This window comes from Brevundimonas sp. 374, assembly GCF_900102995.1.
Classification (GTDB): domain Bacteria; phylum Pseudomonadota; class Alphaproteobacteria; order Caulobacterales; family Caulobacteraceae; genus Brevundimonas; species Brevundimonas vesicularis_C.
The window spans coordinates 87,484-113,871 of record NZ_FNKT01000002.1; the positions used below are offsets into that span (position 1 = coordinate 87,484).

The 26,388-nt window shown below is 68.5% G+C and carries 25 protein-coding genes, 1 tRNA gene and 1 other RNA gene; 9 read left to right on the plus strand and 18 right to left on the minus strand.

From position 1 onward, the window contains the following. Positions 1–2: 2 nt before the first annotated feature. Together smc and BLR19_RS07835 are read left to right on the plus strand one after the other, a co-directional pair. Positions 3–3,440 carry a chromosome segregation protein SMC gene (smc, locus tag BLR19_RS07830; protein ID WP_091749397.1) on the plus strand — a complete coding sequence of 1,146 codons (3,438 nt, stop codon included), beginning with the start codon at positions 3–5 and terminating at the stop codon, positions 3,438–3,440. Then, positions 3,437–3,850, plus strand: a complete 414-nt coding sequence (locus BLR19_RS07835) for a surface-adhesin E family protein (protein WP_091749400.1) — start codon at positions 3,437–3,439, stop codon at positions 3,848–3,850. The genes smc and BLR19_RS07835 overlap by 4 nt, the downstream gene beginning before the upstream one ends. Here BLR19_RS07835 and BLR19_RS07840 read toward each other — a convergent pair. The 11 genes from BLR19_RS07840 to BLR19_RS15065 form a co-directional block, all read right to left on the minus strand. Further along, the gene (locus BLR19_RS07840; RefSeq protein ID WP_091749403.1) at positions 3,819–4,964 is read right to left on the minus strand and encodes a mechanosensitive ion channel family protein; all 1,146 of its coding nucleotides are present in this window, start codon (positions 4,962–4,964) and stop codon (positions 3,819–3,821) included. The two genes, BLR19_RS07835 and BLR19_RS07840, sit on opposite strands and share 32 nt — an antisense overlap. A 167-nt stretch (positions 4,965–5,131) precedes the next feature. Further along, the gene (gene murG, locus BLR19_RS07845) at positions 5,132–6,223 is read right to left on the minus strand and encodes an undecaprenyldiphospho-muramoylpentapeptide beta-N-acetylglucosaminyltransferase (RefSeq protein WP_091749406.1); all 1,092 of its coding nucleotides are present in this window, start codon (positions 6,221–6,223) and stop codon (positions 5,132–5,134) included. A 392-nt stretch (positions 6,224–6,615) separates the two neighbouring features. Beyond that, positions 6,616–7,791, minus strand: coding sequence for a peptidoglycan glycosyltransferase FtsW (locus BLR19_RS07850; RefSeq protein ID WP_039246861.1), 1,176 nt, complete (start codon positions 7,789–7,791; stop codon positions 6,616–6,618). After that, complete coding sequence (murD, locus tag BLR19_RS07855) at positions 7,788–9,191, minus strand: UDP-N-acetylmuramoyl-L-alanine--D-glutamate ligase (protein WP_091749409.1); 1,404 nt, start codon at positions 9,189–9,191, stop codon at positions 7,788–7,790. Before murD ends, BLR19_RS07850 begins: the two co-directional genes overlap by 4 nt. A gap of 4 nt (positions 9,192–9,195) precedes the next feature. Next, on the minus strand, positions 9,196–10,305 hold the full coding sequence (mraY, locus tag BLR19_RS07860; RefSeq protein WP_017504532.1) for a phospho-N-acetylmuramoyl-pentapeptide-transferase: 1,110 nt from the start codon (positions 10,303–10,305) through the stop codon (positions 9,196–9,198). 9 nt (positions 10,306–10,314) lie between these two features. Beyond that, positions 10,315–11,748, minus strand: coding sequence for a UDP-N-acetylmuramoyl-tripeptide--D-alanyl-D-alanine ligase (gene murF / locus BLR19_RS07865; protein WP_091749412.1), 1,434 nt, complete (start codon positions 11,746–11,748; stop codon positions 10,315–10,317). Beyond that, the gene (locus BLR19_RS07870) at positions 11,741–13,201 is read right to left on the minus strand and encodes a UDP-N-acetylmuramoyl-L-alanyl-D-glutamate--2,6-diaminopimelate ligase (RefSeq protein ID WP_091749415.1); all 1,461 of its coding nucleotides are present in this window, start codon (positions 13,199–13,201) and stop codon (positions 11,741–11,743) included. Before BLR19_RS07870 ends, murF begins: the two co-directional genes overlap by 8 nt. Next, positions 13,198–14,982, minus strand: a complete 1,785-nt coding sequence (locus tag BLR19_RS07875; protein WP_017504535.1) for a peptidoglycan D,D-transpeptidase FtsI family protein — start codon at positions 14,980–14,982, stop codon at positions 13,198–13,200. The genes BLR19_RS07870 and BLR19_RS07875 overlap by 4 nt, the downstream gene beginning before the upstream one ends. Next, entirely contained in the window at positions 14,979–15,428 is a 450-nt protein-coding gene (locus tag BLR19_RS07880; RefSeq protein WP_091749418.1) for a cell division protein FtsL, read from the minus strand. The genes BLR19_RS07875 and BLR19_RS07880 overlap by 4 nt, the downstream gene beginning before the upstream one ends. After that, entirely contained in the window at positions 15,425–16,405 is a 981-nt protein-coding gene (gene rsmH / locus BLR19_RS07885; protein WP_091749420.1) for a 16S rRNA (cytosine(1402)-N(4))-methyltransferase RsmH, read from the minus strand. The genes BLR19_RS07880 and rsmH overlap by 4 nt, the downstream gene beginning before the upstream one ends. Then, the gene (locus BLR19_RS15065) at positions 16,402–16,650 is read right to left on the minus strand and encodes an MraZ C-terminal domain-containing protein (protein ID WP_350224834.1); all 249 of its coding nucleotides are present in this window, start codon (positions 16,648–16,650) and stop codon (positions 16,402–16,404) included. Before BLR19_RS15065 ends, rsmH begins: the two co-directional genes overlap by 4 nt. Here BLR19_RS15065 and BLR19_RS15070 point away from each other — a divergent pair. Further along, positions 16,649–16,717, plus strand: a complete 69-nt coding sequence (locus BLR19_RS15070; protein WP_350224835.1) for a hypothetical protein — start codon at positions 16,649–16,651, stop codon at positions 16,715–16,717. The genes BLR19_RS15065 and BLR19_RS15070 overlap by 2 nt on opposite strands. Before the next feature lie 615 nt (positions 16,718–17,332). On the opposite strand, the gene rnpB is transcribed toward BLR19_RS15070, so the two are convergent. The 4 genes from rnpB to sppA all read right to left on the minus strand — a co-directional run bounded on the left by rnpB (position 17,333) and on the right by sppA (position 20,735). Then, an RNA gene (gene rnpB, locus BLR19_RS07895) (RNase P RNA component class A) lies at positions 17,333–17,721 on the minus strand. 32 nt (positions 17,722–17,753) lie between these two features. Next, on the minus strand, positions 17,754–18,515 hold the full coding sequence (locus BLR19_RS07900; RefSeq protein ID WP_091750380.1) for an N-acetylmuramoyl-L-alanine amidase: 762 nt from the start codon (positions 18,513–18,515) through the stop codon (positions 17,754–17,756). Positions 18,516–18,528: 13 nt separating this feature from the next. Next, entirely contained in the window at positions 18,529–18,852 is a 324-nt protein-coding gene (locus BLR19_RS07905) for a hypothetical protein (RefSeq protein WP_017504540.1), read from the minus strand. Positions 18,853–18,956: 104 nt separating this feature from the next. Then, positions 18,957–20,735, minus strand: coding sequence for a signal peptide peptidase SppA (gene sppA / locus BLR19_RS07910; RefSeq protein ID WP_091749423.1), 1,779 nt, complete (start codon positions 20,733–20,735; stop codon positions 18,957–18,959). A gap of 227 nt (positions 20,736–20,962) precedes the next feature. Between sppA and panD the strand changes: the two genes are divergently transcribed. Further along, on the plus strand, positions 20,963–21,319 hold the full coding sequence (gene panD / locus BLR19_RS07915) for an aspartate 1-decarboxylase (RefSeq protein ID WP_039246844.1): 357 nt from the start codon (positions 20,963–20,965) through the stop codon (positions 21,317–21,319). 72 nt (positions 21,320–21,391) lie between these two features. Here the strand turns inward: panD and BLR19_RS07920 are convergent, their stop codons facing one another. Next, a complete protein-coding gene (locus BLR19_RS07920) occupies positions 21,392–22,183 on the minus strand; it encodes an SIMPL domain-containing protein (protein ID WP_091749426.1) in 792 nt (263 codons plus the stop codon). 212 nt (positions 22,184–22,395) lie between these two features. Between BLR19_RS07920 and BLR19_RS07925 the strand changes: the two genes are divergently transcribed. Then, positions 22,396–22,471 (plus strand) — tRNA-Ile (locus tag BLR19_RS07925). Between the two features lie 63 nt (positions 22,472–22,534). Here BLR19_RS07925 and BLR19_RS07930 read toward each other — a convergent pair. Together BLR19_RS07930 and BLR19_RS07935 are read right to left on the minus strand one after the other, a co-directional pair. Then, on the minus strand, positions 22,535–23,176 hold the full coding sequence (locus BLR19_RS07930) for an NrsF family protein (RefSeq protein WP_091749429.1): 642 nt from the start codon (positions 23,174–23,176) through the stop codon (positions 22,535–22,537). Further along, positions 23,166–23,693 carry a sigma-70 family RNA polymerase sigma factor gene (locus BLR19_RS07935; RefSeq protein ID WP_369818847.1) on the minus strand — a complete coding sequence of 176 codons (528 nt, stop codon included), beginning with the start codon at positions 23,691–23,693 and terminating at the stop codon, positions 23,166–23,168. The genes BLR19_RS07930 and BLR19_RS07935 overlap by 11 nt, the downstream gene beginning before the upstream one ends. A gap of 197 nt (positions 23,694–23,890) precedes the next feature. On the opposite strand from BLR19_RS07935, the gene BLR19_RS07940 reads away from it, so the two are divergent. The 4 genes from BLR19_RS07940 to BLR19_RS07955 are packed head-to-tail and all read left to right on the plus strand — an operon-like array spanning position 23,891 to position 26,283. Next, positions 23,891–24,181 carry a BufA1 family periplasmic bufferin-type metallophore gene (locus BLR19_RS07940; protein WP_066623386.1) on the plus strand — a complete coding sequence of 97 codons (291 nt, stop codon included), beginning with the start codon at positions 23,891–23,893 and terminating at the stop codon, positions 24,179–24,181. A 14-nt stretch (positions 24,182–24,195) separates the two neighbouring features. Beyond that, entirely contained in the window at positions 24,196–25,059 is an 864-nt protein-coding gene (locus BLR19_RS07945) for an MNIO family bufferin maturase (protein WP_091749434.1), read from the plus strand. Beyond that, positions 25,040–25,825, plus strand: coding sequence for an HvfC/BufC N-terminal domain-containing protein (locus tag BLR19_RS07950; RefSeq protein ID WP_091749437.1), 786 nt, complete (start codon positions 25,040–25,042; stop codon positions 25,823–25,825). Before BLR19_RS07945 ends, BLR19_RS07950 begins: the two co-directional genes overlap by 20 nt. Further along, positions 25,822–26,283: a DoxX family protein gene (locus tag BLR19_RS07955; protein ID WP_055805883.1), complete on the plus strand. Its 462-nt coding sequence runs from the start codon at positions 25,822–25,824 to the stop codon at positions 26,281–26,283. Before BLR19_RS07950 ends, BLR19_RS07955 begins: the two co-directional genes overlap by 4 nt. Positions 26,284–26,388: the final 105 nt, after the last annotated feature.

The window sequence follows — 26,388 nt, forward strand, 5'->3', positions numbered from 1 at the left end:
CGATGCAGTTCCAGCGCCTCCGGCTCGTCGGCTTCAAGTCGTTCGTCGATCCGGCGGAGGTGCACATCGAGTCCGGCCTGACCGGCGTCGTCGGCCCCAACGGCTGCGGCAAGTCCAACGTCCTTGAAAGCCTGCGCTGGGTCATGGGGGCCAACTCGGCCAAGGCCATGCGCGGTCAGGGCATGGACGACGTCATCTTCGCCGGGGCCGCCGGGCGTCCTCCGCGCAGCCACGCCGAAGTCAGCCTGACCATCGACAACGCGCAGCGCCGCGCGCCCCAGCCCTTCACCGACAGCCCCGTGCTGGAGGTGTCGCGTCGGATCGACCGGGGCCAGGGTTCGACCTACCGCATCAACGGCAAGGAGGTGCGCGCCCGCGATGTGCAGCTGCTGTTCGCCGACGCCTCGACCGGCGCCAACTCCCCCGCCCTGGTGCGTCAGGGACAGATCAGCGAGCTGATCGCCGCCAAGCCGCAGAACCGCCGGCGCATTCTGGAAGAAGCGGGCGGTGTCGCCGGTCTGCATACCCGTCGGCACGAGGCCGAGCTGCGCCTCAAAGCCGCCGAGACCAACCTGGACCGGCTGGACGACATCGGCCGCGAGCTGGAGACGGCGCTGAACCGGCTGAAGCGCGAAGCCCGCCAAGCCGAGAAATACAAGAAGATCTCAGCGGAGATCCGCGCCCTGCAGGCCGCCCTGCTGTATGTGCGTTGGAACGACGCGCGCCTGGCCGCAGAGGCCGCCGCCGCCGAACTGCGCGACGCCGACCGGACGGTGGCGGACACCACGACCGCCGCCGCCGCCGCCCAGACGGCCGCCCTGTCCGCTCAGGACGCTCTGAAGCCCGCGCGGGAGGAGGACGCCGTCGCCTCCGCGCTGCTGCACCGCGCCAGCCTGGAGCGCGATCGACTAGACATGGCTGAACAGGCGGCCCGCGCGGAAGTGGATCGCCTCAAGGCCGAGGCCGTCCGCATCGCCGCCGACGCTGCTCGCGAAGACGGCATGGCCGCCGACGCCCAGCGCGAACTGGATCGGCTCGACAACGAACTGAGCCGGCTGAAGGCCGAGATCGCCGCCGCTCCCGAACGCGGCCCCGAACTGGACAAGGCTCTGACCGCCGCCGAGGACGCCCGCAAGGCCGCCGACGGCGAGGTCGAACGGCTGGCGGGCATGCTGGCCGCCGTCGAGGCCCGCGCCAACGCCGAGACGGCCCGCAAGCGCGACGCCGAGGCCCGACTGGCCCGCGTCACCGCCCAGCACGATCAGGCCCGACGCGAACGCGAAGCTCTGGGGCCGCTGGAAACGCCCGAGCTGGAAACTGCCCGCCAGGCGCTGGAAACGGCGCAGGCCGACCTTAGCGCTGCGCGCGACGCCGTCGAGGCCGCCGAGGCGCTGCGCGGCGACCTGGCCCGCGCCGAACAGGAGGCCCGCACCGCAGCCCGCACGGCAGAGGACCGGCTGGGCCGGCTTCAGACCGAGGCGCGCGGCCTGGCCCAACTGCTGGTCACCGGCAAGCGCGACCATCCCCCCGCCCTGGACAAGGTGCGGGCCGACAAGGGGTTCGAGGCCGCCCTGGCCGCCGCCTTGGGCGACGATCTGGACGCGGCGCTCGACGCCCGCGCCGCCGCCTATTGGGCCGGGGCAAACGCGCCCTCCCCGTCCTGGCCCGCCGGGATCACGCCCCTGTCCGACCATGTTCAGGCGCCGGAACAGCTGACCGCGCGCCTCGCTCTTTGCGGTGTCGCGCCCAAGGCCGACGCGGCCCGGCTGGCGGGACTTCTGCCTCCCGGCGCGCGCCTCGTGACGGTCGAGGGCGACCTTTATCGCTGGGACGGGTTCGTCAGCCGCGCCGAGGCGCCGCGTCCGGCCGCCGTGCGGCTGGCACAGCGCACGCGCCTGGCCGAGCTTGAAGCCGAGATCGACAAGGGCAGACCAGCGCTGGATCAGGCGCAGGCGGCCCAGAAATCGGCGACGGAAGCCTTTCGCGCCGCGGAAGAGGCGGTCAAGGCCGCACGCCTGAAGCCCTTCGCCGCCGACAAGGCCGTGACCACCGCCCGCGACCGCGTGGAAACCCTGGCCCGCGAGCAGGCCCGCCGCGAGGCCCGCGCCCAGGCGCTGGACGACACCGTGACCCGGCTGGCGGCCGACGCAGCCGAGGCGCAAGCCGCTCTGGACGCCGCCCAGACCACCGACGCCCCGTCGGAGACGATCGCCGGCTTGCGTGACGAGCTGACCGCCGCCCGCGCCACGGCTGACGCCGCCCGCACCACCGCCCAGACCGCCCGCTCGGACCGCGACGCCGAGGCCCGCGATCGTCAGGGCCGCGAGCAGCGGCTGGGCAGCCTGACCCGCGCGCGCGAAGGCTGGGTCACGCGGTCCAGGGACAGCGCCGGCCGCGTCGCCGCCTTGGCCAAGGACGCCGGCCGGACGGCCGCCCTGTTGAAACAGGCCGAGGTCGCGCCCCAGGGGTTCGCCGAACAGCGTGGCAAGCTGCTGGACACGCTGGTCGCCGCCGAACAGAGGAAACAGGCGGCGTCGGACGCCATGGCCGTCGCCGAGACCGAGGCGACCGAGGCCGACCGCGCATCGCGCGCCGCCGAGACCGCCGCGTCGCAGGCCCGCGAGGCCCGCGCCGGCCTGTCCGCTCGCGCCGAGGCCGCCGCCGAGAAGCTGGCCGAGGCCGAGACCACCCTGCGCGAGACGGCGCAGATGTCGCCGCAGGAGCTGGGTCAAAAGCTGACGGACGACGCCATCGCCCGCCCGCCAGACGCCGCCGGCGCCGAGAGCCTGCTCTATGGGCTGGAGCGCGAACGCGAAGCTCTGGGCGCCGTCAACCTGCGCGCCGAGGACGAGGCGGTCGAATACGGCGAGCGGCTGAACAGCATGAAGTCGGAACGTATCGACCTGACCCAGGCGATCGCCAAGCTGCGCGACGGCATCGACGAGCTGAACGCCGAGGGCCGTGAGCGGCTGGTGGCGGCGTTCGACGTGATCAACGCCAACTTCAAGGCTCTGTTCGAAGCCCTGTTCGGCGGGGGCCAAGCCGAGCTGAAACTGGTCGAGAGCGACGACCCGCTGGAGGCGGGGCTGGAGATCTATGCCTGCCCGCCCGGCAAACGGTTGTCGGTCATGAGCCTGATGAGCGGCGGCGAGCAGGCGCTGACGGCGGCGGCCCTGATCTTCGGCGTCTTCCTGGCCAACCCCGCGCCGGTCTGCGTGCTGGACGAGGTGGACGCGCCGCTGGACGACGCCAACGTCGACCGCTTCTGCCGGATGCTGCACGAGATGCGCAGCCGCACCGACACCCGCTTCATCGTCATCACCCACAACCCCGTCACCATGAGCCGGATGGACCGGCTGTACGGCGTCACCATGCCCGAACGCGGCATGAGCCAGCTAGTCAGCGTGGACCTGAAACAGGCGGAGACCCTGGTCGGATGATCGCCCTGCTGCTCGCGCTCGCCGATCCTCAGCTGGTCCCGACCGGCGTGGGACGGTTCGCCATCTATGCCGACGCGGCCTCGATCGAACGCGACGGCGACGTGGCGCGGATGCGGGAGCTGCAGGTGACCGAGGCCGGGTTCAAGGTCGGAGACGTGATCTATGTCGGGGGCTGGTCGCGGTGGGCGTTCGACTGTCGGGCGAGGACGGCGGATCGGTTGGACTTCTCCTCTTTGAAGGCGGACGGGACGGAAGGGCCGGTGACCCCGGACGCCGCCCCCGCCTATGACGCCGCGCCGGGCGGGGATGCAGCCGAGCTGCTGGCCATCGCCTGCGGGGCCGAACGGCCGGCCCAGGCGCTGACACTGGAGCAGGCCATCAGCCAGGGACAAAGGGCGCTGGCGGACTGACCGCCCCCTCGGCGGGCTTGTCCGACCCTTGCGGCCATTCGATGCGGTCGCGCGGCAGGGCCTCGCGGCACTCGTCGCGCATGAAGGCCATCAGCTTCTCGCGGATCTCGCAGCGCAGGTCGAAGGCGACCGGGGCCGAGCGGGCGCTGGCCAGGCAGCGCACCTGAAGCACGCGTTCGGTGATGTCGGTGACCTGCATCACCTGCACGTCGCCGTCCCAGTGTTTGGACGCCTTGACGATGCCCTCGAAGGCGGTGCGCAGCCGGTCGATGGGCGCTTCGTAGTCGACGTAGAAGAAAGCGACGCCGATCAGACGGGCGTTCTCGCGCGTCCAGTTCTGGAAAGGCTTGGTGATGAAGTAGGACAGGGGCAGCACCATCCGGCGCCAGTCCCACAGCTTGACCACCACATAGGTCGAGGTGATCTCCTCGACATTGCCCCACTCGTTCTCGACGATGACGGCGTCGTCCAGGCGGATGGGCTGGGTCAGGGCGATTTGGATGCCGGCGACCATGTTCGTCAGGATCGGCTGAAGCGCCAGACCGGCGATGATGCCGACGACGCCGGCCGAGGCCAGCAGGCTGACGCCCCACTGACGGAAACCGGCGATGGTCATCAGGGCAAGGCCCACGGTGACGATGAAAAGCACGACTTTGGCGACCCGCTGCAGGATGCGGGTCTGGGTCAGGTGCTTCCTGGCCAGCAGATTGTCCTCGACGGCGATATTGTACCGCTTGAGGTGCATGACCGACCACATGTCGAGCACGCCCGAGGCCATCCAGCCGAGGGTCAGGATGAAGAGGAACAGCAGGGCGCTGCGGATATCCTCGGACGGGCCGGGATCCATCGGCGAGACGGTCACGCCGATGCCGATGCCGATGATGATGATCAGGACGCGCAGCTTGACCCGGGCGCGTTCGACCACGCCGCGCCAGAAGAGATCCTTGTTCCGAACGACGCGACGCAGGATGGCGAAGACGATCTTGTGCGTCAGCCAGCCGCCGCCGACGAAGACCAGCAGGACCAGGCCGATGACCGCCCATTCGGGCAGCCAGTCGAACCGGTGCCACAGGGCGCGGATCTGGCGGGTGACGGCGATGATTTCGGGAGGCATGAGCTTCCTAACGCGTCAGGGCCGAGAGGGTTGATGTCTCCCCCCTGTCGCGAAGCGATGGGGAGGTGGCGCGGCGCACCCTTCGCGCCGTGACGGAGGGGTTCCTTCGGCGCGAAGAACCCCTCCACCGCTACGCGGTCCCCCTCCCCACACGTGGGGAGGAGACATTATGCACGTCCCGCCGTCGCCTCGACGAGGTCGGCCAGGCGTTGGGCGGCGTCAGGGATGGCGACGCTGCGGGCGGCGGCGGACATGGCCGACAGGCGCGCCGGGTCGGACAGGACGCCGTTCAGGGTCGAGGCCAAGCGATCGACGGTCAGGTCATCTTCCAGAATGACCTCGGCCGCGCCCGCGTCGGTCAGGGCCTTGGCGTTCAGGCGCTGGTGGTCGTCGGTGGCGATCTTCAGCGGGATCAGGACGGACGGCAGGGCCGCGACCGCCAGTTCGGCGCAGGTCGAGGCGCCGGAACGGCCGACGACCAGATGGGCCCTGGACAGACGGTCAGCCATGTCGCGGAAGAAGGGGGCGACCTCGGCCTCGATCCCGGCTTCCAGATAGATCTGGCGCGCGGCCTCCAGCGTCTCGGGGCGGGACTGCTGCTGCACCTTCAGGCGGCGGCGCAGGGCTTCCGGCAGGGCGGCCAGCGCGCGGGGCGTGGTCTCGGACAGGATGCGGGCGCCCTGGCTGCCGCCGGTGACCAGCAGATGGATCGGACCGTCGGCGGCGGGGGCCACATAGGGGCGGTCGAACAGGGCGCGGATCTCGGATCGCACCGGCGAGCCGACGACGTGCGAGCGGCCCTGGACCTTGGCCGGCGCGCGTTCGAGTGTCGGGAAGGACGAGGCGACCTGACCGACATAGGGGGCCAGGATGCGGTTGGTGCGGCCAAGGACCGCGTTCTGTTCGTGGATCACCGTCGGTCGCTGGGACGTGACGGCGGCGACCAAGGCCGGGGCGGACGGATAGCCGCCGAAGCCGACGACGATGTCGGCGCCCAGCCGGTCGAAGGCCGTTCGCGCCTGGACCACGCCCTTGAAGATGGCGACGCCCGCCTTGATTAGGCCCAGCGGGCCGGAGCCGGTGGCGGCGTCAAGCGCCAGCCGTTCCTCGGCCGGAAAGGCGTGGGCGTAGTGTTCGCCCCGGTGATCGGTCGCCAGGACCACGCGCCAGCCGCGCGCCGCCATCTCGCGCGCCAGGGCCTCGGCCGGGAACATATGGCCGCCGGTGCCGCCGGCGGCGACGACGCAGAGCTTGGTCATGGGCGAGGCTCCGAAAAAGAGGGTCTGAATAGTCTGAAGTTCAGACGGTGGGCAGGCAAAAACACCGTCTAATTCGTCTAATCTGTCTAATGTCGGCGATGAATAGTGCGGCGAGGGATGGGGCGGCGACAGGATCGCACGGTTTTGCGGCGTGGGCAGGAGACGGTCGCTGGTCGACTCTAGGTGTTTGATATTGCGGGGACGTCTAGTCGGGAAAATGCTGGCTAATCTTCTTTCGTCATCCTCTGACGAGCGGAGCGAGATCGGGGGACCCAGCGGCGCCGGAGGCGATGGGTCCGCCACTACATCTTCGACACGCTGAGTCCGCGACAGCTTCGCGCTCGCGCGCGCCGCTGGGTCCCCCGGTCGCTTCGCGCCGGAGGATGACGACGTCAAAGCAACCGCCGGCCCAGGGTCAGGCTGGCGCCGGGTTCGTAGGCGCCGGGGCGGCGGCGGGTGAGAGCCAGGGCAAAGCCCATGGTCAGGCCCATCGCCAGCATGGAGGAACCGCCATAGCTGATGAAGGGCAGGGTCATGCCCTTGGTCGGGATCAAGTTCAGGTTCACCGCGACGTTGATGCAGGCCTGAAGCCCGATCAGCATGAACAGGCCCGCCGCCGCCGTCTGCTCGAACGGATCGGTCAGCTTCATGGCCCGGCGCATGCCGCGTATGACGATGAAGGCGTAGAGGCTGATCATGATCAGGCTGAGGATCAGGCCGAACTCCTCGGCGCCGACGGAATAGATGAAGTCGGTGTGCAGGTCGGGCACGCGGCGCTTCATCACGCCCTCACCGATGCCGCGTCCAAGCAGGCCGCCGGCGCGGATGGCCTCGGACGCGCTGTCGATCTGGTGGGTGTCGGTCGTCTCGGGCGAGAAGAAGCGGCTGAGGCGGTCGCGCATGTGTCCGAAGACGAAATACAGCGACACCAGCCCCGCCATGCCCAGGCTGGCCAGAACCGCCATCCATTTGAACGGCACGCCGGCCATGAAGAAGACGGCCATGAAGGTGGTGGTGATCAGAAGAGTCTGGCCGATGTCGGGCTGGATCAGCAGCAGCGAGACGGTCAGGGCGTAGAAACCGAACGCGATGGTCACGCCGGGCACCCCCTGCCCCTTCTGCGCCTCGGCGAACATCCAGGCGGCGAAGACGATCAGGCCGGGCTTGGCGAACTCGGACGGTTGCAGGCTGAAGGGGCCGAAGTTCACCCAGCGGGCGGCCCCCTTCACCGTGTCGCCGATGAAGGGCAGAGCCATCATCACGACGATGGCGCCGAACAGGGCCAGGACCGCGATGCGCCGCACGCCGCGCGGCGACATCAGCGAGGTTGTCAGCATGATGCTGAGCCCCACGCCCGAGAAGACCATCATCCGCCAGGAATAGTGGAAGGGGTCGGTGATCGATTCATCGGCCAGGATGGCGGCGGGGCTGGAGGCGAAGCTAAGCGCGACGCCCAGGGCCATCAGCGCGAGCGCCGCGCCCAGCAGGCCGCGATCCACGGTCCAGAACCACTGGGCCACATGGCTCTGATCGTTGCGGGAAAAGGCGGGGGTGTAGGGAGCGCTCATGACGCGGTTTCCGGGACGGCGCCCAGAGCCAGAACGGCGGCGCGGAAGGCCTCGCCGCGCGCCTCGAAGTCCTTGAACTGATCGAAGCTGGCGCAGGCGGGGGACAGGAGGACGATCTGGTCGCCGCCGGCCGAGGCTGCATCGGCGGCGGCGGCGGCCACGGCGGCGTCGAGGGTGTGGGCGATGACGTGGGGCGTGTCAGCAAGTGTTTCGGCAAAGGCCGAGGCCGCGTCGCCGATCAGATAGGCCTTGGCGATGCGGGGGAAGAGGTCGGCCAGGTCCGCGATGCCGCCAGCCTTGGGCACGCCGCCAGCGATCCAGAAGACGGAACGGTAGGAGGCCAGGGCCTGGCGCGCGGCGTCGGCGTTGGTGGCCTTGGAATCGTTGATGAAGCGGACGGAGCCGAGGCGGCCGACCGCCTCCATACGGTGCGCCAGGCCGGGGAAGGACAGCAGGCCGGCGACGGCGGCGTCGTGCGAGACGCCGAGCGCGCGGGCGGTCGCATAGGCGAAGGCGGCGTTCTGGGCGTTGTGGCGGCCGGGGAGCGAGCGGGCGGTGGAGAGATCGGCGATGACTTGGTCGCTTTCGAGAATCGCACCGGGCACCGCCACGTAGCCTTCTCCCCTCGGGGGAGAAGGATTGGACGAGATAGCGATCACACGTTGGGAGAGTTCAGATGCGATCCTCTGCCCCCAGCTGTCGTCCACGCCCACCAGAGCCACGCCGTCTGCGCCCTGCCCTGCGAATATTCGGCGCTTGGCCGCGACATAGCCGTCCATCCCGCCATGCCGATCCAGATGATCGGGCGAGATGTTGGTCAGGATGGCGACATCGGGGGCGAAGGTCTTGGTCAGGTCCAGCTGGTAGCTGGAGACCTCGATCACATAGACGGCGTCGGGCGTCGGTTCGGGCAGGGCCAGAACGCCGACGCCGATATTGCCGCCGACGTGGACCGTCAGGCCCGCCGACTTCAGCACCCAACCGATCAGGGCGGTGGTGGTGGACTTGCCGTTGGTGCCGGTGATGGCGACGACGCGCGGTCCCCCGGTCAAGCCGGAGGATGACGACGAATACGAGGCCAGGGCGCGGGCGAACAGTTCGATGTCGCCGAGGACGGGCACGCCGTCGGCGCGGGCCAGTTCCACGCTCCAGTGCGGCCTGGGATGGGTCAGCGGCGCGCCGGGCGACAGGACCAGGGCGGCGAAGTCGGACCAGTCGGCGGCGGCCAGATCCTCGACCGTGAAGCCCTCGTCTTTCGCCTGCGCCCGGCCGGCCTCGCCGTCGTCCCACAGGATTGGGATCGCGCCCCCGGCCTGGAGGGCGCGCGCGGCCGTAATCCCCGACCGTCCCAGGCCGAAGACCGCGACCCGCCTGCCTTCAAAGCCGGGAACGGGGACCATCGGATCAGCGCAGCTTCAGCGTGGACAGGCCCAGGAGGGCCAGGGCGCCGGCGATGATCCAGAAGCGGATGACGACCGTGGATTCCGGCCAGCCCATCTTCTCGAAATGGTGGTGGACCGGCGCCATCAGGAAGATGCGCTTCTTCGTCAGCTTGTAATAGCCGACCTGGATCATGACCGAGGCGGCCTCCATGACAAACAGGCCGCCGACGATGCCCAGGACCAGTTCGTGCTTGGTGGTGACGGCGATGGCGCCCAGCGCGCCGCCCAGAGCCAGCGAACCGGTGTCGCCCATGAAGATCTTGGCCGGGGGGGCGTTGTACCACAGGAAGCCCGCGCCGCCGCCGATCATGGCCGCGCAGAAGATGGCCAGTTCGCCCGCGCCAGGCACGTGGTGGACCTGAAGATACTGAGCGAAGACGAAGTTGCCGGCGAGGTAGCTGATCACGCCGAACGCGCCCGCCGCCATCATCACCGGCACGGTCGCCAGTCCGTCCAGACCGTCCGTCAGATTCACCGCATTGGAGAAGCCGACGATGGTGAAGGCCGCAAACGCCACATAGAACCAGCCGATGTTCAGCAGGACGGCCTTGAAGAAGGGGAAGGCGATTGAGGTCTCGAGCCCCGGCGAGGTCGGCGAGACGGTCATCCACAGCACGGTCAGGACGCCGGCGACGACGGCGACGACGGTCTGGGCCAGGAGCTTCTGTTTCGACGTCAGGCCGGCCGAGGTCTGTTTGGTCACCTTGGCGTAGTCGTCGATGAAGCCCAGCACGCCGAAGGCCGCCGTCACGAAGCTGACGATCCAGATGTAGGGGTTGGTCAGGTCGCCCCAGAGCAGCACCGCCACGCCGATGCCGGCCAGGATCATCAGACCGCCCATGGTCGGGGTGCCGACCTTGGACAGGTGGGACACCGGGCCGTCGTCGCGGATCGGCTGGCCCCGGCCCTGTTTGGCGCGGATCCAGTTGATGAAGCGGCTGCCCATGGCGACGGCGACGATCATGGCGGTGGCCATGGCGAGGGCCACGCGCACCGTCTGGTACTGAACCAGGTTCAGCAGCGGATACTGGTGCGCCACGTCGGCGTAGTAGAGATAGAGCAGATAGAACATTTTGGTCCTCTATCGCGTCGCGGGCGGCGTGTCGCGGCCTTGGAGGTCGGCGAGCGCCAGGTTCGCCAAGGCTTGGGCCACCAGCGAGGCCTTGGAGCCGTTCGAACCCTTGACCATGACGATGTCGCCGGGCGCGACCAGCCGGGCCGCCTCGGCCGCCAGTTCCGCCGCCGTCGCGCGCCAGACGCCGCGTCGCGAGACCGGCAGCGCGTCGTAGAGCCAGCGCATTTCGGGACCGGCGGCGTGGACAAGGTCGAGACCGGCGGCGTCGATGGGGCCGGCGAGACCTTCATGCAGGTCGCGGCTCTGCTCGCCCAACTCCAGCATGTCGGTCAGCACCACCACGCGGCGGCCCGAGGTCGAGCGTGCGCCCAGGGTCTTGAACCCGGCGGCCATGGACAGCGGATTGGCGTTGTAGCTCTCGTCAATCAGGGTGAAGGCGCCGTGCGGCATCGTGACCGTGCGGGTCTGGCCGCGTCCGGCCAGAGGCTGGAACCCGGCGAGGGCTTCGAGACCCGTGTCCAGCGTCACGTCCAGGGCGTCGAGCATAAGCAGAACGCACAGGCTGTTCAGGCCCCAATGGGCGCCGGACTGGGCCAGGCGATAGTCAATGCGTCGCCCGAACAGTTCGGCGGCGACCGCCGCGCCCTCGGCGTCAGGCCGGAAGTCCAGCAGGCGGGCGTCATGGCCGGCGTCGGATCCGAACGTCAGCAGACGCGCGCCGACCGCCTTGGCCGCGTCGCACAGGACGGCCGAGAAGGCGACGTCGCCGTTCGCCACCGCCGCACCGCCCGGGACCAGACCCTGGAAGATAGTCGCCTTTTCACGCGCGACCCCGGCCTCGCCGTCCGCGAAGGCCTCGATATGGACCGGACCGACCGTGGTGACGCAGGCGGCGTGGGGGGCGACGAAGCGCGACAGCGGCGCGATCTCGCCGGGCGCATTCATGCCGATCTCGAACACGGCGCGCTGGGTCTCGGCCGGCATCCGGGCCAGCGTCAGGGGCACGCCGATGTGGTTGTTGTAGCTCTTGATCGAGCCATGCGCTGAACCCGCCAGATCAAGGCCCGCCTTGATCGCCTGGGTGACGCTGGTCTTGCCGACGCTGCCGGTGACGGCGCCGCGCTTCACATGGGGCGCGCGCTCGCGGGCGGCGACGCCCAGGGCTTCGAGGCCGCGCAAGGTGTCGGGCACGACGACGCACGGGCCGCCTTCAACCGGGTGTTCGACCAGGGCGGCCGCAGCGCCCGATGCGAAGGCGCCGCTGGCGAACTGATGCCCGTCGCGTTCGCCCTTCAGCGCCAGGAACAGATCGCCGGGGACGATCTCGCGGCTGTTGTAGGTCAGGCCCGTAATCGGGCGATCGTCGCCCTGCAGCACGCCCCCCGTGGCGGCGGCGACTTCGGCGGCCGACCAGAGCGGACGAGCGGAGTTTTCAGGCATAGAGAGACAGGGCCTCGGACGCGACAGTGGCGTCGTCGAAGGGGTGGGTCACGCCCGCGACGATCTGACCCTGTTCATGCCCTTTTCCGGCGATGACCACCACATCCCCGTCACGCATCATTTCGACGGCGGCCTCGATGGCGGCGCGGCGGTCGCCGATCTCGATCCCGTCCGGGCAGCCGGCGCGGACCTGGGCGCGGATGGCCGCGGCGTCTTCGGACCGCGGATTGTCGTCGGTGATGATGGCGATGTCGGCCAGACGCCCGGCGATCTCGCCCATCAGGGGGCGCTTGCCACGGTCGCGGTCGCCGCCGGCGCCGAAGACGACGATCAGTCGACCGGTCGCGTGGGGACGCAGCGCGTTCAGAACCGTCTCAAGCCCGTCGGGCGTGTGGGCGTAGTCGACATAGACCTCGCCCCGGCCTTCTAGGCCGCTGTCGATGCGCTGCAGGCGGCCTTGCGCCCCGGTCAGGCCTTCCAGCGCGCCGATAACGGCGTCGGCGGGATCGCCGGCGGCGATGCACAGACCGGCCGCCACCAGGGCGTTGGACGCCTGAAACGCGCCGGCCAGGGGCAGCAGGATTTCGCGGATGTCGCCGCGCACGTCGATGCTCAGTCGCTGGCCCTCAGGCGTCGCGCGACGGCCGATCAGGGTCAGGTCGCGACCGCGCTCGCCCACGCCCATGACGCCCAGGCCCGCCATGATCGAGGCCGAGGCGAAGACCGAATAGGCGTCGGAATCGGCGTTCAGCACGGCGGTTCGGCCGCGCGGCAGCAGGGTCTCGAACAGGCGCATCTTGGCGGAGCGGTAGTCCGCCATGGTGCCGTGATAGTCGAGGTGGTCCTGGGTCAGGTTGGTGAAGGCGGCGGCCTTCAGGGCGACCCCGTCCAGGCGGCGTTGGTCGATGCCGTGGGAGGAGGCCTCCAGCGCGACGTGGGTCACGTCCTTGGCGGCCAGTTCGGCCATCAGGCGCGCAGCCTCGGCGGCGTCGGGGCTGGTCAGGCCGGGGCCGGTCAGGGCGTAGGTCTTAACGCCCTTCTGGCCGATGACGCCCAGCGTGCCCATGCTGGCGGACTTGTGGCCGACGCCGGCCCAGATCTGGCGGCAGAAGGTGGCGACCGAAGTCTTGCCGTTGGTGCCGGTGACGGCGACGCAGGTCTTGGGCTGGGCGCCGTAGAAGCCGCGCGCGGCGATGGCGTAGGCCCGGCGCACATCGCCCGAGGTGACCAGAACGGGCGCCGCACCATCCGGCGTGTCAGTCGGCGCCAGAACCGCAGCGGCCCCTTGCGCCAGGGCCTGGGGGATGAAGGCGCGGCCGTCGGCGGCCGTGCCCGGCAGGGCGACGAACAGGGCGCCGGGCGAGACCTTGCGGCTGTCGGCGGTGACGCCGGTGATGACGGGGTCAGAGGACACGTCGCGGCGCAGCAGGTCGGACAGGTGAAGCGCGCTCAAAGCCCGTCCCCCGCCACGTCCTGATATTGCGGAATCTTCTCGCCCGAGGCCGTGCGCCAGCGGTCGTCGCGGCGTTCGACGCCCAGGAAGCCGGCGATGCGGTCGGCGATATTGTGCACGGCCGGCGCAGCGACATAGGCGCCGGTCTTGGGATAGGTCCCCGGCTCGTCCATCACGATCAGGATGGCGTAGCGTTTGCCGTTCAGCGGGCCATCGACGGGGAAGACCGCCGCGAAGGAGCCCAGGGCGTGGCTGGGGTCGTAGCGACCCCCGACCAGTTTGTTGGCCGAGCCCGTCTTGCCGCCGACCCGCAGGCCCGGCGCGTCGGCGAAACCGCCCGAACCCTTGACGACGTTGCGACGCAGCAGGTCGAGAATGGCGCGCGAGGTCTCTTCGGTGACGACCTGTTGCGGCTGGACGTTGCGGGCGCCGCCCTTGCGCAGCGACAGCGGGATCATCCGACCGCCGTTGGTCAGGGCGCCCATGGCCTGAACCATCTGGGCCGGGGTGATCATGATGCCGTAGCCGAAGGACAGCGACGCCAGGGTCGAGTTGTCCCAGCGACGCGGCACGACGGGCTTGGCCGATTCCTTCAGCTCAATCTTTGCGGCGTCCAGCAGGCCCAGGCGGCGGAAATAGTCGCGCATGGTGTTGGGGCCCATCTGCACCGCCAGTTGCGACGTGCCGATGTTGGAGGAGTGCAGATAGACCTCTTCCAGCGTCATCACCCGGTTCTGGGCGTGGAAGTCCTTGATCTTGCGATCGCCGATCTGGAAGGCCTGGGAGGCGTCGAAGAGGGTGTTCATGTCGGCCCGGCCGGTGTCGAGCCCGGCGGCGACGGTGAAGGTCTTGAACACCGAGCCCATCTCGTAGTGGCCCGAGACGGCGCGGTTCAGCGTCGCGCCGTCGGGCGCCGCGCCGCGGTCGGCCGAGTTGAAGGTCGGCCAGGACGCCATGCCCAGCACCTCGCCGGTCTGGACGTCGGTGACGATGCCGACGGCGCCCTTGGCCTGATTCTTGATCGCGGCGGCGGCGAGTTCGTTTTCCAGCACGCCCTGCACGCGCAGGTCGATGGACAGGGGGAAGGCCTCGCCGCGCTGACCCGCCGCGCGGATCTCGTCGTTGAAGGCGAGCTCGGCGCCCGAGACGCCCTGCCCGCCCGTGTCGGCGTCGCCGATCAGATGGACGGCCGAGGTTCCCAACGGATAGGCGCGACGGTCCTCGGGCTCGAAGGTGACGCCGCCCAGCGCCAGATCGTGGACGGCGGCCTTTTCCTGGGGCGTCAGGCCGGTCAGGGCGATCAGACGACGGTCGCCGCCCAGCACCTTCTTCAGACGCTCAGCCGAGATGCGCGGCAGGGCGCGGCGGATCTGGCGATAGGCCAGGTCGCGATCCCAGATCTCGGCCGGGTCGATGTAGAGGCCGTAGTGGACGATGTTGGTGGCCAGCAGCTCGCCATTGCGGTCCGTCAGGTCGCCGCGCACCAGGGCGTTCGGATTGACGCCGCGTCCCAGGCCGTTGGCCGGGGCGAACAGGGCCTTGTAGGACGCGCCGATGGCCAGGCCGCCGAAGACGCAGGAGAAGACGATCAGGATCAGGAAGATGCGGACGCGCGTGTCCTCTTCCGGGCGGGCGTCGGCGCGGGCGCGCTCGAAGCCGTGCTCCAGCCGCCAGACCAGTTCGGTCAGCCAGCGCCAGAAGGGCGACAGGCGGCCTTGCAGCCGTTCCTGGAAGTCGGCGCCCGGCGCGGGGCGATGATAGCGATGATCCTGAACGCTCATTGCGCCGGCTCGGGCGAAGGCGTTGGGACGGGTGCGTCATCGGCGACGGCGGCGGGCGCCGGCGCGGCTGCGGGAGCGGGCGCGGCGGGTTGAGCGGGGACGGGCTTCAGGGCCGTCAGCTGACCTTCCTTGGCCTGACGGGCGACGGCGACGGGAGCCATGCCGATCTGGCGAGACAGGCTTTCCAGACGCGCGGGCTGCTCCAGTCGGGCGACCTCGGCCCGCAGCAGGCGGACGCGCTGTCCGTTCTCGCGGATGTCCTGTTCGATTTGGGCGATGCGGCTGCTTTCACGCGCCGCGGCGGCCTTGGCGGCATAGACCGACACGATCATGATCGCGACCAGGGCCACGCCGATGATCTCGACCCAGCGCACGCCGCGCACCTTCCAGTCGAACAGGCGCTGAAGGGCGGTGCGGGAATAGGTGAAGAAGGGCGCCGTGGTCATGCCGCCGCTCTCCCATCGATCCGACCCCAGGCCGGGGCGTCGGTGCGCACGGCGGCGCGTAGCTTGGCCGAGCGGGCGCGGGGGTTGGTGGAACGCTCTTCGTCGCCTGCCTCGCGCGCGCCTTTGAACTGCAGCGTGAAGCTGGGCTTGCGCGGATCGACGGCCATCGGCGCATGACGCGAACCGGCGGGGCTGTTGCCGGTGCGCTCGGTCAGGAAGGCCTTGACGATGCGGTCTTCCAGCGAATGGAAGGTGACGACGGCGAGGCGGCCACCGGGGGCGAGCGTCGCCTCGGCCGCCTCCAGACCGCGCTCCAGTTCGCCCAGTTCGTCATTGACCGCGATGCGCAGGGCCTGGAAGACGCGCGTCGCCGGGTGGATGGGCGCGCCGCGACGGCCGCCCAGAGCCTTTTCGACCACCTCGGCCAAATCCAGGGTGCGGGTGAACGGCTGTTCGGCGCGGCGACGCAGGATGGCGGTGGCGACGCGGCCCGACTGGCGCTCTTCGCCATACAGTTTGAAGATGTGAGCCAAGGGACCGTGGTCCCAGGTATTGACGATGTCGGCGGCGGTCGCGCCTTCATCGGACATGCGCATGTCCAGCGGACCGTCGCGCATGAAGGAGAAGCCGCGCTCGGCCTGATCCAGCTGCATCGACGAGACGCCGATGTCGAAGACGGCGCCGTCCAGCTTCGCCTTGCCGCTGTCGGCGAACGCCTGAGCCAGACCCGAGAAGGGCGTGCGGATCAGCTGGAACTGGCCAGGGAAGTCGTCAGCGACGGCGTCGGCATGCGGCTGGACCGTCGGGTCGCGATCCAGGGCGACGACCTGGGCGCCCGTTTTCAGGATGGCGCGGGTATAGCCGCCGGCGCCGAAGGTGGCGTCGATCACGACATCGCCGGGCGCGGGCGCCAAGGCCTCAATCACCTCGGCCAGCAGGACGGGGGCGTGGGGAGAATTGGGGGAAGCGTCAGTCACGATCCGCCTCCCGCCAGCTTCATCTGGGCCGCCAGCTTCAGGGCGCCGATCTGGGCCATGCCGGCCTTGGCCAGAGCGCGCTGCTCGGCGCGGCGCGCCGCCCATTTCTCGCGCGACCAGATCTGGAAACGGTCGTTCAGGCCGACGATGACGACGGTGTCGCCCAGACCCGCCTCAGCGCACAGCGCCTCAGGCAAGGTGATCCGACCGCCGGAGTCGTAGGCGAGACGCACCTGCTCGCCCATCACCTGCCACTCCAGTGCCGAACGCTCCTCGGAGCCGAACGGCAGGGCTTCGATCATTTCGGCATAGACGGCGAACAGGCGGTCGCCGCCCGCCTCCAGGCAGTCGGCCTCGATCGAAGGGAAAATGAAGACGCCGCCGGCGGCGCCGTTTTCGGTCGTGCGGAAATCGTTGGGGATGAGGAGACGGCGCTTGCCGTCCAGCTGCTTCTCATAGGTCGAGAGAAACACGCCCTGTCCAATCGAGCCCTTCGGCCCGTCCCTAGATGCCCTGACGAACGCCCGCCGCGCCCGCCTCTCAGCCCCAAATCATGAAGCTGGGATAGCATGGGATGAAATGGGCCTCAATGGGATCGAGACCAAGATTTAACCATGTTCTGACGTGTGACGACTTAAGCACGCTCGAACAGCTGGAACATACACGGAACAAACGAAGTATTCACAGGCTGTGAGGCGTTCTAACCTTCCATTGCCAGACAATAGGTTAACGCCTGCAAAAGCGCGGGGCCGCCGCCAGAACGCTGAAATGCGGGGATAATCCGAACTCGGATTAGGCGACGCGCTTAGGGAGGGCGCCAACGCCCAACCCTACGGGCCTTAGTAGGCCAAAGGCCAAAGGCCAAAGGCCGATAGGCCCAAGAAAAAAGCCGGCCTCAAGCAGCGCGAAGCGCGGTAGGCCAGGAAAAATGCCAGACGGCCTGTAAGCCGGGTTTTGTTCCGCTCCGAAGCCGAGGCCCGGATCGGCGACGATCATTCCTCTGGACCGACCATTGCTGATCGGTTCTCGCGACCTACCCGGACATCTGAGGCGGTGAGCCCCGCGAGCGAGCCCGCGCGATGTCCCTATTTGGTCTTGCTCCAGGCGGGGCTTGCCATGCCGTCCCTGTTGCCAGGTCCGCGGTGGGCTCTTACCCCACCCTTTCACCCTTACCGGCCTCGCAAGGCCGGAGGTTTGCTTTCTGTGGCGCTATCCCTCGGGTCACCCCGGGCGGAAGTTATCCGCCGCCTTTTCACCGTGGAGCCCGGACTTTCCTCGACGGACGCGAAGTCCGCCGCGACCGCCCAGCCGTCTGGCGCGCGCTAGATGCGCGTTAGCGGCGCGAACGTCAATTCAATACGCCCGTGACACTCTCGGCGCTGGCCAGCTGGAGCAGGCCGACCAGGCGGGCGCGGGTTTCGCCGTCGGCGACGCCGTCGACGCGGGCCGGGCGCCAATGACGCTGGAAGGCGCGGACGGCGGTTTCCACGGCGGCGTCGTAGTCGCCGCCGGCTTTCAGGCCGTAGCCCAACCGATGCAGCCCGGCGCTGAGCACCATAGGGCCGATGCCCTGATCGCCCTTCTGCAACAGGCCGCCCAAGGCTTGCACCCGGTCGGCCGCCGGTTCGAACCACAGGCCGTGCCCGGCCTCGGCCAGACGCTTCCAGGGGAAGAGCTCGCCCGGATCTTCCTTGCGATCCGGCGCCAGGTCGGAATGGGCGATGATGCGGTTGTCTGCGATGGTCCAGCGACTGCGAATGTCGGAGATCAGGGCGATGACGGCCGCGATCTGCGCTTCGGGGAAGGCGCGGTAGCCGAACTCATGGCCCGGATTGACGATCTCGATGCCGATGGAGGCGGCGTTGCAGTCGTCCTCGCCCTGCCAGACGCCGCGACCGGCGTGCCAGGCGCGGCGCTCCTCGGGCACCAGTTGGAAGACGCGGCCGTCTTCCTCGACCAGATAATGGGCAGAGACCTTGGCCTCGGGGTCGCGCAGACGAGCTAGAGCGGCCTCGCCGGTCTGCATGCCGGTGTAGTGCAGCACAAGCATGTCCGGCGGCGCACGGCGCGCGTCGAAGTTGGGCGAAGGCGCGTCGATGTAGGACGTCATGGGCGGCGTCGGCTCAGCGGCCGTTGCGCTCCCAGCCATAGGCGACCCAGGCGCCGTCCACCTTGTGGGCCTCGATCAGGTCGGGATCGCTGTTGCGGCGACGCGGCGCGATGTTGCGGCGGGTGCGCATGACCAGACCAACCAGAAAGACCAGAACGCCAGCGAACAGGGCGATGACCGCCACAGCCGCGGCGGTGAAGACGGCAAGGACAGCGCCGACCGCCATGGCGCAGACGGCGGCGATCATTCCGGCGACCCACATGACGGACGCCACCAGGCCGTTGGGACGGCGGCGGGCGGCATGGCCGATGGCGGCGAGACGTTCAGGCTGGAACATGGATCATCCTTTCAGGCGATCCGGGGAACGCCTGATACGCAATGTCGGTCCATCGGGGCCTGCGGTCAATGGACCGCGACGCACGGTCGCGTGCGCCGCGCCCGTCAGAAGATCGGCTGGTCGGCCAGAACCACCGCGCCCTGGCTGCGCATCCGGTCGCTGTCGATCCGGCGCATCACGGCCTGGGCCTGGGGATCGGCCATGACGCCGCCCAGCATGACCAGGGCCTTGGCGGCCTCGGTCTGGACGCCGAACATTTCGGACAGGGCCTCGAACGGCGACTGCTGCTTGGGGAAATGCTTGAAGCGGACGGGCTCGTTGTCGGGAATCTTGGCCAGTTGGCGGGCCTTGTTCACCGCCTCGGTCACGCCGCCCAGCTGGTCGACGAGGCCCAGCGGCAGGGCCTGGGCGCCGGTCCAGACGCGCCCCTTGGCGATTTCGCGCACCCGGTCCGGCGACAGTTTGCGGCCCGTCGCCACACGGGTGATGAAGTCGTCGTATATCCGGTCCATCGAACCGGCAAAGGCCGCGCGCTGCTGGGGCGTGAACTCCTGCGTCGGCGAGAAGGCGTCGGCGTATTCCCCGCCCACCGTCAGCTCACGCATGTCGACGCCGAACCGGCCCAGCGCATCGGCCAGCACGAACTTGCCGCCGAACACGCCGATCGAGCCGGTCAGGGTCGTCGGCTGGGCCACGATCCAGTCGGCCTCGGAACTGATCCAGTAACCGCCCGAGGCGGCATAGGCGCCCATGGACACCACCACCGGCTTGCCCGCCGCCCGCGCCGCGCGCACGGCGGCCAGGATCTGCTCGGACGCTTCAGGCGAACCGCCCGGCGATGAGACGCGGAAGACGATCGCCTTGACGCTCTTGTCCTCGATCGCGTCGTAGATGGCCTCGGCCGTGTCGTCGGAATGGATGGACGAGCCGCCGCCGAAGCTGGCGCCGCTGCCGCGCCCGGTGACGATGGCCCCCTCCCCGCCGACGATGGCGATGGCGTTCTTGCCCGACCCCGTGCGCTCGCCCTTCTGGCTGGCGTATTTGCCGAACTCGACGATCTCGGCGCCCTTGCCGGCGCGGGTCTTGATGGCGATCTCGGCCTCTTCGACCTGGCCCACCTTGTCGATCAGCCGGTTGCTGAGCGCCTGTTCGGCCGAATAGGGGCCGGCCTCGATCACCGTTTTCAGCGCCGGGGCCGTCGTCTTGCGGTCCTTGGCCGCGTTGGCCAGGGCGGTGTCGTAGATCGACGTCATCCAGGCCGTCATCGCCTCGCGGTGCGGGCCGGTATAGTCGCTCTGGGTGTATTCGTTGACGGCGTTCTTGTATTCGTAGCGCTGTTCGAACTCGGGTTTGACGCCGTACTTCTGGAAGGCGCGGCCCAGGAACAGGCTGTCGGCCGAGAAGCCCGTGGCCTGGAAGCCGGCGGTGTTCTGCATCCACAACTCTGACGCCGACGCCCCGACCATATAGGTGGACATCACCGCGCCCGACGGGGCGAAGCCCTGGCTGTGGGCGATGACCGGCTTGCCTGCGTTGCGGAAGCGGTGGATGGCCTGGCGCAGTTCGTCGGCGGTGGCGGGCGTCATGCCGCTTTCCGGCAGGCGGATCAGCAGAGCCTTGACGCTGCTGTCGCTCTGGGCCTGATGAAGGCCGTCGACCACGTCCGTCAGGGCCAGGCCGGAACTGCCGAAGGCCGCGAACGGATTGGACGACGGCTGGTCGCTGACGCCGCCGCGCAGGTCCAGCTCCAGCACGGTGGTCGCCGGCGTCGTCGGCTTGGACGACGAGGCGACGGCGACCGTCAGCAGCACCACGGGGATGACGACGACGAACAGGATCAGCCCGGTGAAGACACCAAGGACCGTCAGGAAGAATTGCTTCATCGGAGGGAAAACGCGCGCTCGCAGGCCGGAAATGGCGTCGCCAGCATAGGGGGACGCGGGCCGTCGTCAAATGACGTGCGTGCAATCCGTCGGTGAACCTGGCGTTCGCAGACGCACCCGATTGCTGCGGCGCAGCGTGCGGATTGATGCGCGGGCCGGAAATCCCTATATGAGCCGCCTGTGAGCGAGGGCCTGCGCCCCGCGTTTTTCTTGCTGGAGACCGCACGATGCTGGTCACCCTGATGAAGTCCAAGCTGCACCGCGCCACGGTGACCCAGGCCGATCTCGATTATGAGGGATCGATCGCCATCGACATGGACCTGCTGGACGCCGCCGGCATCTATCCGCATGAGCAGGTCGATGTGCTGAACATCACAAACGGCGCGCGCTTCACTACCTATGCGATCGAGGCGCCGCGCGGCTCCAAGGTCATCGGCGTCAACGGCGCCGCCGCCCGTCTGGTGCAGAAGAACGACAAGGTGATCGTGGTCACCTATGGCCAGCTGCCCCAGGAAGAGGCGCGCCAGTGGAACCCGAACGTGGTCCTGCTGGACGACGCGAACGCGATCAAGACCGCCGGCTGAGGCGTTTCCCCTCTTAGAATGCAAAAAGGCCCGCCGGCGACGGCGGGCCTTTTCTTCATCCGGTCGATGCGATCAGCGGGCGATGTCGTAGACGCCCGTGATGTCGATCCGCACGGTCAGTTCGCCGGCGGAAACCGGGGTGCTTTCGGCCCGATCCATCGACACGGCGCGGGCGGCGAACATCGGCATCGGCGGCTGGGGCGTATAGCCGCCGCCCTCAGTCAGATTGCGGATGCCCGACAGCTGGACGTTCAGCGACTGGGCGTACAGCTGGGCCTTGGCCTGCAGGTTGCGCACGGCCAGCTGGCGCGCCTGGTTTTCGGCGGCGGTCGGATCCTTCAGGCCGAAGCTGATGCCGTCGATCTGGTTGACGCCGGCGGCGACCACGGCGTCGGCCGTCGTGCCGACCTTGCCTAGGTCATTGATGACCACCGTCACGCGGTTGACCGCCTGATAGCCGCGCAGCTTGGGTGGTTCGTTCTGGACATAGTCGTATTGCGCCGACAGGTTCAGACCGGAGGTCTGGATATCGCGTTCAGCAATGCCCGCGCGACGCAGGGCGGCGACGACGCGCGTCATTTGCGCAGCGTTATCGCGCATGGCTTGCTGAGCCGTGACGGCCTCGGTCTGAACGCCGAACGTGATGGTGGCCATGTCCGGCGCGGCCTTGACCTCGCCATAGGCCGACAGGTTCAGCGACGGCGCGGGTTGCATCATGTGCATGGCTCCCATGGGTTCGGCCGTCTGAGCCATGGCGCGCGGCGTAGCGGCGGCCAGGAAGGCGGCGGCGGCGACGGCGCCGCCCAGGGCGACGGTCTTCAACGACAGGGTCTTCAGGGGGGCGGCGGCCAGGGTGCGGGTCATGCAGTCTTCTCCGTGAGCGATCCGGGACCGGCGCGTTCGCCGATCCGTTGCAACGACCTTGGCCGTTCTCGCCTGAACCAACGCCCGTGCGCCGTGGCAGTTTCCGTTCATCTTCGTGAAATCGCCGAAAGATCGCCTTCTTGCCCGCCCCCGCTTGGCAAGCCGCGCCCGCGCCTGCTAGGCGAAACCCTTACCGCCGAGGCGCGCCTTGGGGGCCTGTAGCTCAATGGTTAGAGCCGACCGCTCATAACGGTCTGGTTGGGGGTTCGAGTCCCTCCGGGCCTACCAAATTGTCGGGACCACCCGAAAACGGCTCAAGACCGCGTCACCGCAGTATCGCGGAAAACACACTCACCAGCGGAAGGTGAAACGACCCAGAGCAGCGCCCAAAACCGCGACGAGGCCGACGCCCAAGGTGTACCAGACCGCCACAAAGGCGGCCGTGTGCTCGGGGCAATGCAGGCCGTAGACGGTCGCGGCCAGTCCTGCGGTCAGAAGACCGGCGGCGGCGCCGGCGAAAGCGGGTTTCACAGGGGCGAATCGTCTCGCAGCGAAGAAGATGAACGGCGCCGCCAGAGCGCCGAGCGACAGGATGTTGGTCGGACAGACCCTGGCGGATCGACCCATGACCATGTCCATCCGCGCGTCAGGCGCAGCGCCCAGCAACTCCATAACAGCCCATCCCGCAGCGACGGCCAAAATGGCTGCTAGCAGGATTGTGGGACGGCGCGTCGAAGCCCCCGGCCGCCCCAGTCGATCCAGGAGCCAGAAGCCGGCGCCGCACAGGGCGGCCGTATAGGCCGCCTTGGCCCAAAAGGTCGGTCCGGCGACGGCCGACATCAAATCCGGCCTCAGTCCCAGCCACCACACAACACCGGAAAGGGCGACGCCCGCCGCCGGCAGCATGAACAGCAGGACACGACGGTCCACGTCGCTTTGAGACGTGGGCGGCAAGTCCAGCGCCAGGCTGGTGATCAGGTCGTCAGTCTTCATCGTTGGACCCTGCTGCTCCAGCCGCGAAGCGCGCGGTCAGAGCCTTGAAGCTGCGATGGATGCTGACCTTGGCGGCGGCGACGGAATAGCCGTGACGCTCGGCCGCCTCGGCCACGCTCAGCCCGGTGACTTTCACATCATGGATCAGGGCGCGCTGTCGCGCCGGCAGGATCGACAAGGCGCGGGTCAAATCGCGTCGCATGACCCCGTCCTCGACCGTGTGCTCGGCCAGCAGCACGCTTGCGTCATCCAGCGGCTCGGTGAGGCGTCGGCCTTGGCGGCGCAGGTGGTCGATCAGCTTGTGGCGAGCGATCGTGAAGGCCCAGGCCGTGAACGACTGGTTGCGATCCCATGTGGCGCGCTTGGCGTGAATGGCGATCAAGGTCTCTTGCACGAGGTCCTCCGCGTCGCTTTCTCCGTTGAAAAGACGGCGTTTGAAAAAGGGCCGCAGGTGCGCGGCCAGGTCCGACAGCAGCACGCGCCAAGCCTGCACGTCACCGTCCAGGCCTTTGAGCATCAAGGCTTTGAGTTGTGATTCCCGGTCAAGCACGTGCGACTGCGACCTACGCTGCGGAGACCACGACGGTTACATGGCGCTTCGCAAAATGATGCACGAAAAATAGTTGGCTCGAAAATGTAACGCGCGGCGGGTCGTCGGCGAAAGGCGGATTCAGCGGCCACGAACGGCCGTGCCTTTTGAGAAGGACCTCTTGCATGACCCGCACCAAGATCGCCGCCGCAACCCTTGTCGCCCTGACCGCCGGCGCCGGCATGGCGCACGCCCAATCGACCAGGAACGCCGAGGCCAAACCGGCCGCCATGGAAAAATGCTACGGCATCGCTCTGGCCGGCAAGAACGACTGCGCCGCCGGCCCCGGCACGACCTGCGCCGGCACCTCGGTGCGCGACTATCAGGGCAACGCCTGGAAGCACACGCCCGCCGGCACCTGCACCAGCATCCGCACCCCGCGCGGCAACGGCTCGCTGACGCCCGTCTCGCGCTGATCGGAACTGGACTGATGAACCATGGATCGACCGCCACGACGCCTGTCCCCACTGTGGGACTGGGCCTCAAGGCCCGCCATTACGACGAGGCTCTGGCGTCTGCGGCGGCCGGTCTGTGGTTTGAGGTCCATCCTGAGAACTATATGGTCGATGGTGGCCCTCGCTTGAAATGGCTGGAGGCCATCCGTCGAGAAAAGCCTCTGTCGCTGCACGGTGTCGGCTTGTCGCTCGGCGGAGACGAGGCGCCGGACCCGGAGCATCTGGCGCGGCTCAAGACGCTCGCTGACCGGTTCGAGCCGTTTCTGATGTCCGAGCATCTGGCCTGGTCGCGGGGCGGCGGCGTCTATCATCCTGATCTGCTCCCGTTTCCGCGCACCCGACAGATGTTGAAGCGGGTCAGCGACAACGTCGGGCGCGCGCAGGACGCACTGGACCGACGCCTGCTGATCGAGAATCCGTCCCTCTACCTTGACCTGAAAGGCCACGAGATGGGGGAGGTTGACTTCCTGGTCGAACTGGCCGCCGCGACAGGCTGTGGCCTGCTGCTCGATCTGAACAATGTGCACATCAGCGCCAACAATCTGGGCGCAGACCCGTCGGACTATCTGGCGGCCGTTCCGGCCGATCTTATCGGCGAGATCCATCTGGCCGGCTTTGCGCCCGATCCCGCCCACGCAGAGGCGCTGTTGATCGATACCCACGACGCGCCGGTCAGCGACGCCGTCTGGTCCCTCTATGCCGAGACACTCAGGCGGATCGGGCCGCGTCCCACGCTGATCGAGCGCGACGACAACATCCCCGACTTCGCCGAGTTGATCGCCGAACGCGATCAAGCCGTCGCCATAATGGAGGCCTGCCATGTCCAGTGCGCCGCCTGACGATCAGATGCTGTCATTTCATGCGAGCTTCTCCCTGGCCTTGCAGGGGCACGGCTCCGTGCTCGCACCGTGGCTGGCGGATCCCAATGCGCCCGGACTGGCGGTTTATCGAAACACGGTGGCCAAGGGGCGGGCCGACGCCCTGGCGGGTCTCTATCCGACTGTCGAGCGGTTGGTCGGTCCGGACTGGTTTCGCGACGCGGCCCTGATCTACGCCGACAGCGCGCCTCCCTCCTCCCCGGTTCTCGGTGCCTATGGCGAGGGCTTCCCGGAGTGGCTGGCGACGTTTCCGCCCGCGTTTGAACTTCAATTTCTTCCGCCTGTCGCGCGTCTTGATCGCGCATGGAGCCGCGCGCACCGCGCCGCTGACGCACCGACCCTGCCCCCTGGGACGCTCGCCGCCCTGTCGCACGCTGCTCTCAACGCCGGCTACGCGGTCCTGCATCCGTCTGCGCAAGTCTTTTGGTTCGACTGGACCGCGCCATCGATCTGGCTGGCCAATCGCCTGGCTACGCCTCCGGACGACATGCTGTGGGACCAGTCCCCTGAGGGCCTGTTGATCGTGCGTCCGGAAATGGAGGTCCAGACCCATCGGCTGGACCGGCCCCAGTTCGCCTTCCTTGACGCCTGTCGTCACGGCCGCACTGTCGGAGCGGCGGCCCTCGCCGCCCTCGCCGCCGATCCCGCAGCCAATCTGTCCGAGCTGTTCAGAGATCTGCTTCTGAGCGGCGCCTTCACCCGTATCGAAACCGGAGCGCCACAATGACCGAACTGACCGCCGTATCGTCGCCGCGCCCCTCCTTGGCCGTCCTCCCACGCCTGGCCCAGGCTGCGATCCCCCTGCCGGTGCTCAGCCTGATCGCGCGTGTATCGATCGCGGCGGTCTTTTTCCTCTCCGGCCGGACAAAGGTGGAGGGCCTGCTGACCGTCACCGACAGCACCTATGCTCTGTTCGCCGAAGAATACCGACTGCCTCTGATCCCCAGCGATATCGCCGCCCACCTGGCGACCTATTCGGAACATCTGTTCCCGATCCTTCTGGTGCTCGGCCTCGGCGCCCGCTTCGCCGCGCTCGCGCTTCTGGGCATGACTGTAGTGATCGAGGTTTTCGTCTATCCCCTCGGTTGGCCGACCCACCTGCTCTGGGCGACGGTGCTGCTCTACATCATCAGGTTCGGCGCCGGGCCGATTGGTTTTGATCACTGGCTGGGCCGGCGAAGCTGATCCGAAGAATTGCTCAGGTCTGCATTTTTCACCCTGATCTACTGCTTGACCTCAAACTTCATCGTCCATCCTGGGGCGGCTGGGTCGTCATGCCCTGCCGCCAGG

What these genes read in the sequence shown, in the direction of transcription:
- BLR19_RS07945 (WP_091749434.1), top strand. Translation starts at nt 24,196, where the DNA reads ATGAACCATGGATCGACCGCCACGACGCCTGTCCCCACTGTGGGACTG.
- BLR19_RS07930 (WP_091749429.1), bottom strand. Translation starts at nt 23,176, where the DNA reads ATGAAGACTGACGACCTGATCACCAGCCTGGCGCTGGACTTGCCGCCC.
- BLR19_RS07875 (WP_017504535.1), bottom strand. Translation starts at nt 14,982, where the DNA reads ATGAGCGTTCAGGATCATCGCTATCATCGCCCCGCGCCGGGCGCCGAC.
- murG (WP_091749406.1), bottom strand. Translation starts at nt 6,223, where the DNA reads ATGACCAAGCTCTGCGTCGTCGCCGCCGGCGGCACCGGCGGCCATATG.
- BLR19_RS15065 (WP_350224834.1), bottom strand. Translation starts at nt 16,650, where the DNA reads ATGGGCGAGCAGGTGCGTCTCGCCTACGACTCCGGCGGTCGGATCACC.
- murF (WP_091749412.1), bottom strand. Translation starts at nt 11,748, where the DNA reads ATGCCTGAAAACTCCGCTCGTCCGCTCTGGTCGGCCGCCGAAGTCGCC.
- BLR19_RS07935 (WP_369818847.1), bottom strand. Translation starts at nt 23,693, where the DNA reads ATGCTCAAAGGCCTGGACGGTGACGTGCAGGCTTGGCGCGTGCTGCTG.
- BLR19_RS07900 (WP_091750380.1), bottom strand. Translation starts at nt 18,515, where the DNA reads ATGACGTCCTACATCGACGCGCCTTCGCCCAACTTCGACGCGCGCCGT.
- BLR19_RS07955 (WP_055805883.1), top strand. Translation starts at nt 25,822, where the DNA reads ATGACCGAACTGACCGCCGTATCGTCGCCGCGCCCCTCCTTGGCCGTC.
- panD (WP_039246844.1), top strand. Translation starts at nt 20,963, where the DNA reads ATGCTGGTCACCCTGATGAAGTCCAAGCTGCACCGCGCCACGGTGACC.
- sppA (WP_091749423.1), bottom strand. Translation starts at nt 20,735, where the DNA reads ATGAAGCAATTCTTCCTGACGGTCCTTGGTGTCTTCACCGGGCTGATC.
- BLR19_RS07835 (WP_091749400.1), top strand. Translation starts at nt 3,437, where the DNA reads ATGATCGCCCTGCTGCTCGCGCTCGCCGATCCTCAGCTGGTCCCGACC.
- BLR19_RS07840 (WP_091749403.1), bottom strand. Translation starts at nt 4,964, where the DNA reads ATGCCTCCCGAAATCATCGCCGTCACCCGCCAGATCCGCGCCCTGTGG.
- mraY (WP_017504532.1), bottom strand. Translation starts at nt 10,305, where the DNA reads ATGTTCTATCTGCTCTATCTCTACTACGCCGACGTGGCGCACCAGTAT.
- murD (WP_091749409.1), bottom strand. Translation starts at nt 9,191, where the DNA reads ATGGTCCCCGTTCCCGGCTTTGAAGGCAGGCGGGTCGCGGTCTTCGGC.
- BLR19_RS07905 (WP_017504540.1), bottom strand. Translation starts at nt 18,852, where the DNA reads ATGTTCCAGCCTGAACGTCTCGCCGCCATCGGCCATGCCGCCCGCCGC.
- BLR19_RS07880 (WP_091749418.1), bottom strand. Translation starts at nt 15,428, where the DNA reads ATGACCACGGCGCCCTTCTTCACCTATTCCCGCACCGCCCTTCAGCGC.
- BLR19_RS07920 (WP_091749426.1), bottom strand. Translation starts at nt 22,183, where the DNA reads ATGACCCGCACCCTGGCCGCCGCCCCCCTGAAGACCCTGTCGTTGAAG.
- BLR19_RS07950 (WP_091749437.1), top strand. Translation starts at nt 25,040, where the DNA reads ATGTCCAGTGCGCCGCCTGACGATCAGATGCTGTCATTTCATGCGAGC.
- BLR19_RS07940 (WP_066623386.1), top strand. Translation starts at nt 23,891, where the DNA reads ATGACCCGCACCAAGATCGCCGCCGCAACCCTTGTCGCCCTGACCGCC.
- BLR19_RS07850 (WP_039246861.1), bottom strand. Translation starts at nt 7,791, where the DNA reads ATGAGCGCTCCCTACACCCCCGCCTTTTCCCGCAACGATCAGAGCCAT.
- smc (WP_091749397.1), top strand. Translation starts at nt 3, where the DNA reads ATGCAGTTCCAGCGCCTCCGGCTCGTCGGCTTCAAGTCGTTCGTCGAT.